Source organism: Dysgonomonas sp. GY75, from assembly GCF_015234155.1.
Lineage (GTDB): Bacteria > Bacteroidota > Bacteroidia > Bacteroidales > Dysgonomonadaceae > Dysgonomonas > Dysgonomonas gadei.
In genome coordinates this window covers 147082-162322 of record NZ_JADCLQ010000032.1, presented here as the reverse complement: position 1 = coordinate 162322, position 15241 = coordinate 147082, and the positions used below count along the sequence as shown (strand labels likewise).

Genomic DNA, 15241 nt, shown 5'->3' with positions numbered 1-15241 from the left:
TTAAAATTTCAGGTTCATATTTACTCCGCAGGTAAACGGCCTGCCTCTTTGCACATAATGTTGACTCGATGTGGAGAAGTAATAAGAATTATATTTTTCCCCTCCAATATTTTTCGACCACAAATCTATGGAAAAATCTTTCTTTACGAAAGAAATTTTGCCATTGAACAGGCCATAATAATCCTGTGATATATCATTCTTGTCGGTCCAGTATAATTTGCCTGCTCCAATATACTGAGCGTTCAATATGATATTATCCAGCCATTTCCGGTTCATGTCTAATGTATAGTTCGCTGATATGGAAACTGTATTTTGCGGTACCATCGGCAGGTAATTATCATCGTATGCAGTTGTTACCCCGGTAGTGGCATTATAGTCCTTATAGTCTTTATACTTTGCGTTTGTATAGCCATACACCAGTTGAAAGCTAAGATTTTTCACAGGGTTCACTTGTGCCGACAGCTCAACTCCTTTGCTGGACGATTTGCCTGCATTCTTGATTATAAAGCCTTTCCCACTGGTCTTGGTCTGTGATATCTGCTGGTTTTCCCAGTTGATATAAAACAAACCTAAATCGAGGAATAAAAGATTGTTGAAAAATCCGGAGCGTGAACCAATCTCGTAACTCCAGCTATATTCGGGGTTGAATATCAGGTCTTCTTCCTTTTCGGCTGTGTTGTTAAAGCCACCTGTCTTATACCCTTTTGTTACTGAAAAGTAAGCTAATCCGTCTTGCTTAAAAGAGTATTGAATCGCCGCTTTAGGAGTTAATTGCGAAAAAGAAGTCTTGTCGGTAATGGATTCGCCCGCCTTTGTCAACGGGGTACCTATCATAGTGGATTTAGTTTTCTCCCGATCGTAACGAACACCCAACACAAGGGATAGACCGGGTGTTATAATATCGTTAATCGTAGACTGATGGTAGGCTGCAAATCCGTCAGTCGGATTCTTTGCGCTTTGGATTGTATGTGCTCCTGTTAAAAGATTATTAACATCGTTTGTCTGGAAATAACTCTGGTGAAAACCAAACAGGCCGAACTGCCATACATAACGGCTGTCGTCTTTCAGTGACCCGATATTAAATTCCTGTGAGTACATCTGTTGACGCTGATAAAAATCTACATAATAGGAATCCTTAGGCGTAAAGTCCTGATCCAGTCCCTGCTTGCCATCATAAAACTGAAAAGACGATTGAGAACTAAGTTTAAACAGGTCGGTTATATATTCTATGTTCAATCCGTTTGTAGACATATTCCGGAGGTAATAGCTGCGGGCATTGTAATTCACCTCGTCTATTTCTCCGGTGTCTTTATGTAGTACCCTGTAAGGATAGCCATCCTGATCGGAATATTCATACGCCATTATCAGATGCATCAGCAATTGGGGCTGCACACGCCAGCTGATGCGCGCACGGGTGGAAACGGCATCTATAGGATCGGCTTTCTTTCCGGTTGTCGTATTCTTGAAATATCCTCCCGAGTGCAGGTAATTTCCCGATATGGCATAACCGACCTTGTTATCCACATTGCCATAGTGAGAGAGCCCTGTTTGATAATTGTCATAATTCCCTACTGTCAGATTCAGGTTTGTACCTTTGTATTTAAATGGCGATTTGGTGAATACATTGATTATGCCCCCCATGGTATTGCGTCCGTAGATAGTACCTTGTGGGCCCCTCAATACTTCAATACGGTCGATATCGTTGATGTTGATATCGAATGTGGAACGGTCGAAATACGGTACGCCATCCACATAAAGCCCTACAGACGGAGCATTGCGGTGTGAGCCTATTCCCCTGATATATGCAGGCGATGTCATTTTGGAACCATAGTCGGGAATAAACAGGTTTGGAACAAGGGAAGTGATTTCCTTTATGTTTATAATATTAAAATCCTTTACCTCCTTGCCAGTCAGTAATGAAGCGGATACAGGCTGTATATAGAGATTGTTATTCTGCTTAAATGATTCTATAACAATTTCTTTTGCTGTGAATTTCATTTTCACAGAATCGTTCTCTCCCTGTATATCTTCTGCCTTTACTTGTGTGTAAGTAGCTGTAAATAAAAATATTATCTTGATAATATTTTTGATGTCCGGTTTCTTTTTCAAGATGCTTCGATGTATTTTAGTTGATATGCAAATTTAAGTAAAAGCCTTAATAAAAGTCAATCACTAGATGTAGTGATATTTTTTAATTTAATTATAGATTAAAGATAGTATGCGAGTCTGTTTTTAAGTGTAATAATTATTACTATAGAGAAGAAAGTAGAAAAAGTTTATCTATATATTTTTTTAGCCGGTAGCCATTAGCTGTTGGCCGATAGCTCTTTGAAGTATTGAACGAACTCTCCAACCTCCCCAAAGGAGGTTACAGAGAGAGTAAAAAGCTAATTGTTAATTTTTCATTCTTAATTATTAATTGGTTTTTCTGTTACTTTTTAACTATATATTGCAAACTAATGTTAATTAAAAAGGAGGTTAGAAAGAATTACTGTTAACTGCTAACTGATGGCTGTTAACTGACTATCTTTGTTATTTGTGCTAATATTAAAAGGAAATATATGAGTGAAGCAATGTATAATTGTATTGTGATAGGAGGGGGAATAAGCGGAATATCTTTTGCTCATTACATGCATAGGGCAGGAAAAAAGGTATTGATTATAGAAAAAGATGATAATACGGGAGGGCAGGTGCAAAGTCTGTTTTCGGAGAAATACCCTGATTATTGGAGAGAGTTTGGTGCGCATACTTGTTACAATTCTTACACTCGTTTGTTGTCAATTTTAAGAGATATCGAATCTACAGATTTGATCAGGCCATTGGGTAAAGGGAATTATGTAACATATTCCCGGGGGCAGATAAGAAAGATATTTGCTGAAATGTATCTTCCGTCCCTTATCCTGAACGGGCCAAAAATGTTCTTTATATCGAAGAAGAATAAAACCGTAAAGGAATATTTCAGTAGGGTTGTGGGGGTGTCTAACTATAATAGATTGTTCTCAAGGCTTTTCAGAGCCGTCATTTCTCAAAGTGCGGATGATTATCCAACCGAATTGTTTCTAAAGCACAGGAAAGAGAGGTATAAAGAATTCCCACGGAAATATACTTTTAATAAAGGTTTGTCGTCGTTCCTGAATTCCATAATAGAAAAAGATAAGCTGCAAATTGAAAAATCATGTGAGGTGTTGGATATTCAGCGTAATAGTGACGGGTATAGGATAATTACTATGGAAGGAAAAGTATTTAATACTCCTCGTATAGCAATAGCCACAGATCCCCAGACTGCATCGCGACTGATTGAGGATATAGAGACACCCTTGTCGGTACTACTCGCGTCGATACCCTTGTTTCAGACCGAATCGTTGAATGTTATAGTGCCGAAGGACAGGCTGGCAATACATGATGTAGCGGGAATAATACCTGTTTCGGACGACTTTCATTCCGCGGTATCCCGCGACCTGGTCGAAGATGAAAAGCTGAGAAGTTTTACATTTCACTTCGAAAAGGGAGAGAAAGACGAAGATGAAAAGTTTGATATTATATGCAGGGTGCTGAATATTTCCCGCAAAGATATACTGGAATGGAAAATGATAAGACATATATTGCCTTCGTTGCGTATGCCGCATCTGAATATGGCGGAACAAGTAGCCAGAGCAAAGCAATCAGATACTATTTATCTGCTTGGTAACTATTTCTACGGACTCTCTTTAGAAGACTGTGTTCATCGGTCGCTAGACGAATCTGAGAGATTTTGCGCAATGCATTGATTCACGATGAATATATCTCTGCTATCTTTAGATCAATGATAATAGTTTGATAATTGAAAAATACTTTATCTATATAGTAAGAGCCGACAGTCTTTAGCTGTTAGCTTATAGTTCTTTGACAGATTGATTAGCAGATTTGAGAATTAGCATATTAGCAAATGAATGAAAAGGTGTTACATTTGTTACCTTTTAACAGTTACAAGTTACTTCGCCCTGCGGGCAGTTACGAGTTACAAGTTGGTTTACTGATGACTGTTTACTGTTAAATCACTTATGCGATAGCCAAAGCTAACGGCTAAAAGCTATCAGCTAAAAGCTGAAATATGTGTTACCTTTGTTACCTTTTAACTATATATTATAGTTAACGGATGCAAAAATGACAAGAGGAAAAAGATGAAAAAGCTGTCAGATGTGTCAGGTTTTAATTAAACATAGTTAATAAACGTATATGTGGTCGTAGGTTATAGTGTTGCCCTTTTTTAATAAACTGTAAGATCACCGAATAAAAAAGACCGTCTGAATATTTCAAACGGTCTTTTTTCTGAGCCTCTTGTCGGATTCGAACCAACGACCCCGAGATTACAAATCACGTGCTCTGGCCAACTGAGCTAAAGAGGCAAGTGGGTAAGCTGACTATATCGCGTCGCTACAACCGACGGCCCTTGCTGCGATCAAACCCTGGGGGATTAATCGGGAGCTGACCGTATAGGACTTACCCGCGACAAAAGTAGATAAATTTTTCATATTCACAAAATGTGAATTCGATTTTTTCCTTTGATTTCCTTTTACTACATTTGTATTGGAAGTCTTTTCCAGAAAAAGAAGTTAGATATCAGTGACTTATAAATTGACGTTTTATACGAAAAAATATTAAGAAAAAAACAAAATAACATGACAGTAACAGATCGTTTCATCAAATATGCAAAATTTGATACAGAATCGGATACAGAAACAGGTATAACCCCAAGTACTCCGGGGCAAATGGTTTTGGCTCGTGAAATAGAAAAAGAACTCCGTGAAATGGGTTTGGAAGATATTACACTGGATGATAATGCCTATCTGATGGCTACTCTTCCGGCCAATACGGACAAAAAGGTTCCTTCTATCGGTTTTATAGCCCATCTGGATACCAGCCCTGATCTGACAGGAAAAGATGTAAATCCCCGTATTGTAAAAAACTATGATGGAACTGATATAGTACTGAATAAGGAAACCAATGTAGTGCTTTCTCCTGCCGATTTTCCTGAAATGCTCGATTATAAAGGGCAGGATTTGATAGTAACAGATGGCAATACATTGCTGGGGGCAGATGATAAAGCGGGTATAGCTGAAATTATTACAGCAATCAAATATCTTCAGGATCATCCTGAAATAAAGCATGGGAAAATCCGTATCGGATTCAATCCGGATGAAGAGATCGGACTGGGAGCACATAAATTTGATGTGGAAAAATTCGGTTGTGAATGGGCTTATACAATGGATGGCGGCCCTATTGGAGAACTGGAGTATGAAAACTTTAATGCTGCCGGTGTAAAGATTAATATACAGGGCAGAAGTGTACATCCCGGATATGCAAAAGATAAGATGACAAATGCACTTGTGGTTGCCAATAAACTAATATCCTTACTTCCTGCCAGCGAAAGGCCGGAACATACTACCAAATATGAAGGCTTCTTCCACCTTACCAATGTGTCGGGGACAGTAGACTCAGCTACAGTAGGCTATATTATACGCGATCATGACCGGAATTTGTTTGAAGGACGTAAGCGTTTGATGCTCGAAACTGTGGACTTCATCAATAAATTGTATCCTAATAGTACTACAGTAGAGATAAAAGACCAGTATTATAATATGCGCGAAAAGGTAGAACCTGTAAAACATATTGTGGATATGGCTTTTGAAGCTATGGAAGCAGTAGGGGTGACCCCTGTTGTGAAACCTATACGAGGAGGTACAGACGGCGCGCAGCTATCATTTAAGGGATTGCCTTGTCCGAATATTTTTGCCGGAGGGCATAATTTCCATGGACGCTACGAATTTGTTCCTGTGCAATCGATGGAAAAAGCTGTGGAGGTAATTGTAAAACTGACAGAGATAGTTGCAAGTAAATAGAATAATGTTAATACTTAAAATATATAAGCAAATATGAAGAAAACACCTTTTACGGATATCCACATTGAACTCGGGGCGAAAATGCATGAATTTGCAGGTTATAATATGCCTATTGAATATTCCGGTATAATAGATGAGCATATGACTGTATGCACAGGAGTAGGAGTATTTGATGTTTCGCATATGGGTGAAATATGGGTTAAAGGTCCACGCGCCGAAGCTTTCCTGCGACGGATGATGAGTAATGATGTGGCTTCCCTCGAAATAGGCAAAGCGCAGTATTCTGCCATAATAAACGATCAGGGAGGGATTGTGGACGATATTATCGTTTATCATTACGAACCGGAAAAGTACATGCTGGTTGTGAATGCATCCAATATAGAGAAAGATTGGAAATGGTTTACGGAGCATAACGATGAATTTGCTGACTTGGAAAATGCTTCGGATAAAATTGCACAATTGGCCATACAAGGACCTAAAGCCTTAGCTACATTGCAGAAACTGACTAAAATAGATTTGACCAAGATTCCTTATTACTCATTTGCTATAGGTAATTTGACCGGTTCCGGGCTGGATAATGTGATTATATCCAATACCGGATATACCGGTGCGGGAGGCTTTGAGATATACTTTTACCCGCAATATGGTGTAGATATATGGAATGCTTTGTTTGAGGCTGGTGAAGAATTCGGAATTAAGCCGATCGGACTCGGCGCACGTGACACATTACGTCTCGAAATGGGATTTTGCCTCTATGGAAACGATCTAGATGATACAACTACTTCTATTGAGGCAGGACTGGGCTGGATAACTAAATTTACTGAAGGCCGTAACTTTACTGCACGTGCCATATTGGAGGGTCAAAAGGCAAATGGTGTAAGCCGTAAGTTGTGCGGATTTCATATGTTGGAAAAGGGGATACCGCGTCATGGATATGATATAGTAAACGATAAGAATGAGAAAATCGGAATAGTAACATCCGGAACAATGTCTCCTACTGCAAAAATAGGCGTCGGACTTGGCTATATTAAACCAGAGTATGCAGCATTGGGTACACCGGTTTTCATTAAAGTACGTGATAAAAATCTGAAAGCAGAAGTGGTGAAACCGCCTTTCAGGAAGCTATAGTATATAAACAGCGAAAGGGATTCCATCGGAATCCCTTTCGTATTAGTTCTTTAAAATTACTTTTTGTCAGCTTTTTTATCTTTGGTACAACAAGCTTTTTTGTCAGCAGCCTTGTCCTTAGTGCATTCTTTCTTGTCTTTTGCACATTCTTTTTTATCTTTTGTGCATTCTGTTTTGGCTTTGCAGCACTCTTTTTTAGGAGTAGTATCCTGAGCCATAACACTTGATGATGCAACAAAAGCGATACACATAATAGCTGACATTAGAAGTTTTTTCATCTCTTTCTTTTTTAATTGTTAGTTACACACTGAGTTTGGTAATACTGCAAATATAAGTGCTATTCGGTTATAATATTATTAACAGAAGTTAAATATATAAAGCCTTATAGGTAATCATTCTAAATTAAGGTCACAGACCTATCTATTACTTTGTTTAGTTGAAGTGCAACTAACAGCTAGCATGAAGATAATATATCATCAATGTTATCCTTTTGATCAATAGATAAAACGACCGAATTCACTTTCTATCACCAGCTCTGTTTTATCTGATTTTTCAACAAAACCGACTATCTGTGCATCAATTCCGTATGATTTGGATATCTCAATCACTTCCTGAGCATATTCGGGCGATAAGTATATCTCCATACGGTGCCCCATATTAAATACCTTATACATTTCTTTCCAATCTGTACCGGATTGCTCCTGAATAAGCTTGAATAATGGGGGGGCAGGAAATAGATTTTTCTTTGTAATTTTTACATTATCAACAAAATGTAAAACTTTGGTTTGAGCGCCACCGGAGCAATGTACCATACCATGCACATGAGATCTTAGCTTTTCCAATATCTGTTTGATAACGGGCGCATAGGTGCGGGTAGGGGAGAGTACCAGTTTTCCGGCATCTATATCCAAGCCCTCTATTTCATCGGTCAGCTTCATATTTCCGGAGTACACCAAATCCAGAGGAATGGAGGAATCATAGCTTTCAGGATATTTGGCGGCGAGATATTTGGCAAATACGTCGTGGCGTGCAGATGTTAGGCCGTTACTGCCCATTCCGCCATTATATTCTTTCTCATAAGTTGCCTGACCATACGATGAAAGGCCGACAATGACATCTCCTCCCTGTATTTTGTCATTGGAAATCACATCAGACCGTTTCATGCGGCAAGTAACAGTACTGTCTACAATGATTGTACGCACTAAATCGCCCACATCAGCTGTTTCACCGCCTGTAGGGTATATATTTACTCCGAGGCTAGAAAGTTCCTCGCACAAGTCATTTGTCCCATTTATAATGGCTGATATAACTTCGCCTGGAATCAGCATCTTATTTCTGCCAATGGTAGATGACAGCAGTATATTGTCAGTTGCTCCCACGCATAGAAGGTCATCGATATTCATTATTAATGCATCCTGAGCTATACCTTTCCATATAGATATATCACCGGTTTCTTTCCAGTATATATAGCCAAGGGATGATTTAGTACCAGCCCCATCGGCATGCATTATATTGCAGTATTCGGGATCTCCGCCCAGTATATCAGGAATTATTTTGCAAAATGCCTTTGGAAATATTCCTTTGTCAATGTTCTTTATAGCATTGTGTACATCTTCTTTCGATGCGGAAACTCCTCGCTGGTTATATCGTTGATCGCTCATGTTTGTTATTAATAAGTTTATTTTAATCTCAGACCTATTTATTCCCCGGCAAAGTTAATAAAATCAACCTGATTTTGAAACTCCAATTGCTAAAAGGAAACAGCCTGCAAATATCTTTATTCTACAGGCTGTTTATATACATTTACTATTTTGGCTTAACTTTTTAATAGTCTTTTACTTCCCAGCCTAATGCGCTGGCTCCAAGTACGGCTGCATCGCTTTCTTTAAGTTCCGACATTAGCAACTTAATTTTATTACGGTAGATAGGTAACATATTTTCTTCCATATGCTTACGTACAGGATCAAAGATGAGTTTGCCGGCCTTTATTAAACCTCCAAATAAAATAATAGCTTCAGGACTGGAGAATGCAACAAAGTCTGCAAATGATTCACCTAAAATCTGACCTGTATATTCGAATATTTCTTTAGCCAGTTTATCGCCTTTTACAGCAGCATCATATACATCTTTTGATGTGATTTCATCTATGGCTAATTCACGCAAAACGCTTGGATCCTTTCTTGTTTGCAGGTATTCTTTGGCTGTACGGGCAACACCTGTTGCTGAACTATAGGTTTCGAGACATCCTTTTTTTCCGCAACCACACATACGACCTTCACGAATAGCTGTTGTATGCCCTAATTCTCCGGCAAATCCATCATGTCCATATACTAATTGTCCATTAACCACAATACCGCTACCTACACCGGTTCCCAATGTAATAACAATGAAATCTTTCATTCCGCGTGCAGCACCATAGGTCATTTCCCCAATTGCGGCAGCATTTGCATCATTCGTAAGAGCTACAGGTATATTTAATTTGTCAGTAAGCATTTGAGCCAATGGAATTACACCTTTCCATGGGAGATTTGGTGCAAATTCGATACAACCGGTGAAAAAATTACCATTCGGTGCTCCAACTCCAATACCTTTGATATTTCCCGAACCTCCGACCTGGTCTATTATCTCCTGAACGCCAGCAGATAAATGGTCTACATATTCGTTTATTTCTTTGTAAGCACCTGTTTTTATAGAACCCTGATTTATGATATGGCCGCGCTTGTCGACTATACCGAAAACAGAGTTAGTTCCACCGATATCGATTCCAATAGCATATGGTTTTTCCATGATTTATATTATGTTAATTCAACAATGAAATTATTTTTGTGATAATGCGTACAAATATAATTAATTCTGTGGTAAAATAAGGACTTTAAAAGTGAATAATAAGGCTTCCCTTTAGTTAAAAAGAGGTTATTTATGAGCGTTTTAAGTATATATCCAACACTTTATTGGCTGCAACGAACGAACTCATATGTGAATTTAACACTTGGTTTTCACATAAAATCAACTCTTTCTGCACCTCCGGATCGTTATAAAAATTACTTTTCAGTCGTTCGTTAATCGTTTCATACATCCAAAATCTGGATTGTGAATTGCGTCTATGTTCAAAATATCCACTCTTTTTAACAAAATCGATATATTCATCTATCATATTCCATACTTCATCAATTCCTATTTCATAATAACCGGAATATGTCAACACTTTAGGTTGCCAGCCGGAATCAGGTAGGGGAAACAGGTGCAAAGCATTCTGAAAATGAGATTGGGCCAAACGGGCCTTTTCGATATTATTGCCATCCGCTTTATTGATAACAATTCCATCTGCCATTTCCATTATTCCACGCTTAATTCCTTGCAATTCATCTCCTGTACCGGCTAATTGAATCAATAGAAAGAAGTCGACCATCGAATGTACAGCCGTTTCAGATTGACCTACTCCAACCGTCTCAACTATAATACGATCAAATCCGGCAGCTTCGCAAAGAATAATTGTTTCCCTTGTTTTACGTGCAACACCACCAAGTGAGCCTGCAGAAGGGGAGGGGCGGATGAAGGCCCTTTTCTCTACAGATAATCGTTCCATGCGGGTTTTATCTCCCAAAATACTTCCTTTGGTAAGTTCGCTGGATGGGTCTATAGCTAATACTGCAACCTTTGATGCTTCATTTTCTTTAAGGATATGCATCCCAAAAACGTCTATCGAAGTACTTTTTCCTGCACCGGGAACGCCTGTAATGCCCACACGTACAGAGTTGCCTGTATATGGTAGGCATTTTTCGATAACTTCCTGTGCCACAGATTGATGTTCTGGCTTTGCACTTTCTATAAGTGTAACAGCTTGTCCCAGGATGCTTATGTTTCCCTTGAGTATACCTTCAACATATTCGGATACGGTATATGTTTTACGTTTGAATTTTTTGAAGCTATCTAAGTAAGGATTGACTGTCGGCTGTTCTTCTGTACCTTTATTTACGCGCAATCCCTGAAATTGTTCATCATTTTCGAAATGTTCCATGTATATGCTTATTGCTATGAATAAGTCAGGATAGGAAAGTTATATGAGATTTTTGAAATGTTTAATTAAACATAATAGTAATTATATAACTTTTATCTGAGTTTATTCCTTGATTAATTAAATCTTTAATTTAGCTTGTAAATATAGCAAAAAACGAGAAGATAATAAAAAGAAAAAGCATCTATAGAAATCTCTATAGATGCTTTCTTATGTATTTATTTATAAACTTAGTTCAATGCGCTAAGTTCTTTGTCTATTGCATCTAATTCTTTCGATTTATCTACATTCAGAAGACTTAGGTTATAGTAAACATTCTGTAGTTTCATTAATGCTGGTCTTAAGTCTGAACTGTTAGCATTTTTACTCTTCAGAATATCACGATATTTTTCCAGGTATGGCAATGCTTTAGAGTATAACTCTGTTGTTTGTTTGTCCATATCAGCCTGTTCTTTTCTGTTAGTAGATTGTCCGGCTTTTTCCTTCATATCCTGAGCCTGCAATACATATAGTACACCTAATCCTTCTAATGCTCTTTCGCAATTAGCGTCAGCATTCAAAGCGGTCTGGTATGCAGGTTCTGCCTGAGCATAATCTTTTTGTTCTGAATATAAAGATGCTTTCACACTCATCAGGTCGCATGTATTTGTAGGATCATTTACAATTGCCTGATCAAGGTATGCGATAGCTTCTGTAGTTTTACCTCCTCTGATATATTCATTAATCAGATTTGGCGTAAAATATTTATTCTTAGGAAATTTTTGAGCACCTTCCAATAAAGCATTTACATAAGCTACGCTATCATCTATTTGTTGATACTCACTTGTAAGCAATTCATAAACATCACTTTCTTTGTATGTACTGTTTTGAATGTATGGTTCTGATGTTAGTTTTTTCAACAGCTTTATTGAACGTGGATGGTCTTGAGACTGGATTGAACTGATTACTGCATAGTATTTAATGGTTTGATATGTAGTATCTTGCAGATTGAAATCTGCTTGAGTATCTTCAAACATTGCAAGTGTTGGTAATTCCCAATATCTTTCAAAAAAGTCTGCTGCTTTTTTGAAATCTTTTTTATCGTTATAGAAAACACCGCCATTGATATAGAATCTGTGGCCGTCTCTCATATTCTTAACGATATCTTTTCTGAATTTATTTTTTACCTGTCCTTTTTCATTAGGTATCTGGCCCAGTTCGTCTGCTTTGATATATGGGTCATACATATTGTATAGCCCAACATACATAGCTTCTTCGTTGCCACCTTTTCCTGTTATTTCTTTTTGCATTTCCAAAGTACGCTCATCGTCGAATGCTTTGTATTCAATATCTCCGGCTATTTTCCATGTTTCAGGATCACTCGCTGTTTCCGGATCTGTCAGAGCTGGTTTAATAAGTTCTCTTGCCTCCGGAACATTGTTTTTCATTGCTGATTTAGCATCTTTCACAGCTTTCTTCTGAGCGAACGAAAAGCTGGCAAGTAAGCATAATGATGTTACTAATAATATACGTTTCATAAAACCATTTATTTTAAAATTAATTATTCCTCAGTTATTTCTGTATTGTTTGTATTGTCTGTTTCATTATCCAGAATGTCAACTTCTTCTATATCATCTGGTTCTGATTCAGATTCTACTTTACAGATTGATGCGATTTCATCATTTCTTTTACCCAGATTTATGAGCCTTACTCCCTGAGTAGCACGTCCCATAGTGCGAATATCTGAAACTTTTAGACGAATAGTGATACCAGACTTGTTAATAATCATTAAATCGTTTTCGTCAGTAACGCTATTTATAGAAACAAGTTTACCTGTTTTCTCAGTAATATTAAGGGTTTTAACCCCTTTACCACCACGACTGGTAATACGATAAACCGGTACTATTTCGCCGTTTTCATCGAGAATTTCGTTTCCTTCTTCGTCCTTTTCGTTCAGATTTGTACGTTTACCGTAGCCTTGTTCCGAAACCACCATAATCGTTTCGTTTTTCTGAGCTTCTTTCGACATAGCCAGCATACCGATAACTTCATCTTGTCCATCTTCATCCAAGCGCATTCCACGTACTCCCGTTGCTGTACGGCCCATTACGCGCACGTCTTTTTCATTGAAGCGGATGGCGCGTCCGTTACGGTTAGCAAGTAAGATTTCACTTTCGCCGTCAGTCATCAGTACTTCAATTACTTTATCTTCTTCGCGGATAGTAATCGCATTCACTCCATTCTGACGAGGGCGGGAATAGGCTTCCAGGCTTGTTTTCTTTATCACACCTTCTTTTGTACAGAAAATCAGATAATGACTGTTTATAAATTCGGTATCGCTGAAACCTCTCACACGAACAAATGCTGTTACTTTATCATCAGAATCAATGTTCAGCAGATTCTGAATCGCACGTCCTTTCGAATTCTTAGTTCCCTCAGGTATATCAAATACACGCAGCCAGTAACATTTACCTTTCTGTGTAAATAACAGCATATAATTGTGCATAGATGCCGGATAGATATGCTCAATGAAGTCAGTATCACGAGTTTCCGAACCTTTTGCTCCTACTCCACCTCTGTTTTGGGCTCTGAATTCAGATAGAGGTGTACGTTTTATATAGCCAAGGTGAGAAATGGTAATGATCATTTCATCATTGGAATAGAAATCTTCGGGATTTAGTTCTTCTGATGCATATACAATTTCTGTGCGGCGTGCATCACCATATTTATCCCTTACTTCGATTAATTCATCCGTAATAACTTTCATACGAAGTTCTTCATTAATCAGAATCTCATTCAGATAGGCTATTAACTTCTGTATTTCATCATATTCGTTGCGAAGCTTATCCTGTTCCAGTCCTGTCAACTGGCGCAGACGCATTTCAACAATAGCACGGGCTTGTATTTCAGATAGATTGAATCGCTCTATCAAGCGTTCTATGGCCTCTTGAGGAGACTTTGAAGCTCTGATGATGGCTATGACTTCATCGATATTATCTGAAGCTATAATCAATCCTTCCAATATATGAGCGCGTTCTTCTGCCTTACGAAGTTCGAAGATAGTTCTGCGGGTTACAACGTCAATTCTGTGTTCAACGAAGAAACCTATCATTTCTTTTAAATTCAATGTTTTAGGGCGACCTTTTACCAAGGCGATATTATTTACACTGAATGAAGATTGTAATGCGGTCAGTTTATATAGTTTATTAAGGACTACATTCGCATTTGCATCGCGCTTAATATCCACGACGATACGCATACCCTGGCGGTCTGACTCGTCATTGACATTGCTGATACCTTCAAGACGTTTTTCTCCTACCAGATCAGCTATGTGCTTAATTAACTCGGCTTTATTTACCAGATACGGAATCTCAGTAATCACTATTTTTTCATGATTACCTTCCATTTCTATTTCGGCACGACCGCGCATAACCACTCGTCCGCGACCTGTTTCAAAAGCATCTATAACGCCCTGATATCCATAGATGAAACCTCCTGATGGAAAATCAGGGGCTTTTATATATTGCATCAATCCTGCGGTATCAATGTCCTTATTTTCTATATATGCGATAGTGGCGTTGATAGCTTCGGTCATATTATGCGGAGCCATATTGGTTGCCATCCCCACGGCTATACCCGATGCACCATTAATAAGCAAATTTGGAATACGTGTAGGGAGGACAGTCGGTTCTTTCAACGTATCATCGAAATTCAACTGAAAATCAACAGTCTCCTTATCTATGTCTTTTAGCATTTCTTCGGCCAAGCGACTAAGTCTTGCCTCTGTATAACGCATGGCAGCCGGCATATCACCATCTACGCTACCCATATTACCTTGTCCGTCTACCAACAGGTAGCGCATGCTCCATTCCTGAGCCATACGCACCATCGCAAAATAAACTGATGAATCGCCGTGCGGGTGATATTTACCTAATACTTCTCCGACAATTCTGGCGGATTTTTTGTGTGGTTTGTTAGATGCGTTACCAAGTTCGCTCATACCAAAAAGGATACGGCGGTGAACGGGTTTGAATCCGTCCCTTACATCAGGTAATGCTCTCGATACTATTACCGACATTGAATAATCAATGTAGGCCGATTTCATCTCATCCTCGATGTTAATCTTAATAATTCTGTCCTCTGTTTCTGCCATTATTTTAAGATAAAATTTTTATTCTCAAATATTTGTGAAGTACCTCTGAAATGAGGTATTTTCTAGTGTTCAAAAAACATGCTAAGA

General features: G+C 38.4%; 10 protein-coding genes and 1 tRNA gene. 3 read left to right on the top strand and 8 right to left on the bottom strand.

The window, feature by feature from the left end:
- Positions 1-2109 carry a TonB-dependent receptor gene (locus IR083_RS12335; RefSeq protein ID WP_194224532.1) on the bottom strand — a complete coding sequence of 703 codons (2109 nt, stop codon included), beginning with the start codon at positions 2107-2109 and terminating at the stop codon, positions 1-3.
- Positions 2110-2561: 452 nt separating this feature from the next.
- Between IR083_RS12335 and IR083_RS12330 the strand changes: the two genes are divergently transcribed.
- A complete protein-coding gene (locus IR083_RS12330) occupies positions 2562-3767 on the top strand; it encodes an FAD-dependent oxidoreductase (RefSeq protein WP_194224531.1) in 1206 nt (401 codons plus the stop codon).
- Positions 3768-4311: 544 nt separating this feature from the next.
- Here IR083_RS12330 and IR083_RS12325 read toward each other — a convergent pair.
- Positions 4312-4385, bottom strand: a tRNA-Thr gene (locus IR083_RS12325).
- Positions 4386-4658: 273 nt separating this feature from the next.
- On the opposite strand from IR083_RS12325, the gene pepT reads away from it, so the two are divergent.
- Positions 4659-5879 carry a peptidase T gene (pepT, locus tag IR083_RS12320; RefSeq protein ID WP_194224530.1) on the top strand — a complete coding sequence of 407 codons (1221 nt, stop codon included), beginning with the start codon at positions 4659-4661 and terminating at the stop codon, positions 5877-5879.
- Positions 5880-5912: 33 nt separating this feature from the next.
- Positions 5913-7007 (top strand): glycine cleavage system aminomethyltransferase GcvT, encoded by a 1095-nt coding sequence (gene gcvT / locus IR083_RS12315; protein WP_194224529.1) that lies wholly within the window; start codon positions 5913-5915, stop codon positions 7005-7007.
- A 56-nt stretch (positions 7008-7063) separates the two neighbouring features.
- On the opposite strand, the gene IR083_RS12310 is transcribed toward gcvT, so the two are convergent.
- The 6 genes from IR083_RS12310 to gyrA form a co-directional block, all read right to left on the bottom strand.
- Entirely contained in the window at positions 7064-7285 is a 222-nt protein-coding gene (locus tag IR083_RS12310) for a hypothetical protein (protein ID WP_006798201.1), read from the bottom strand.
- A gap of 216 nt (positions 7286-7501) precedes the next feature.
- Positions 7502-8668 (bottom strand): AIR synthase related protein, encoded by a 1167-nt coding sequence (locus tag IR083_RS12305; protein ID WP_194224528.1) that lies wholly within the window; start codon positions 8666-8668, stop codon positions 7502-7504.
- A 163-nt stretch (positions 8669-8831) separates the two neighbouring features.
- The gene (locus IR083_RS12300; protein WP_006798199.1) at positions 8832-9794 is read right to left on the bottom strand and encodes an ROK family protein; all 963 of its coding nucleotides are present in this window, start codon (positions 9792-9794) and stop codon (positions 8832-8834) included.
- A 130-nt stretch (positions 9795-9924) separates the two neighbouring features.
- A complete protein-coding gene (meaB, locus tag IR083_RS12295; protein ID WP_006798198.1) occupies positions 9925-11025 on the bottom strand; it encodes a methylmalonyl Co-A mutase-associated GTPase MeaB in 1101 nt (366 codons plus the stop codon).
- A 227-nt stretch (positions 11026-11252) separates the two neighbouring features.
- Positions 11253-12539, bottom strand: coding sequence for a tetratricopeptide repeat protein (locus IR083_RS12290; RefSeq protein WP_194224527.1), 1287 nt, complete (start codon positions 12537-12539; stop codon positions 11253-11255).
- Between the two features lie 23 nt (positions 12540-12562).
- Positions 12563-15154, bottom strand: a complete 2592-nt coding sequence (gene gyrA, locus IR083_RS12285; RefSeq protein ID WP_194224526.1) for a DNA gyrase subunit A — start codon at positions 15152-15154, stop codon at positions 12563-12565.
- Between the last annotated feature and the right edge of the window lie 87 nt (positions 15155-15241).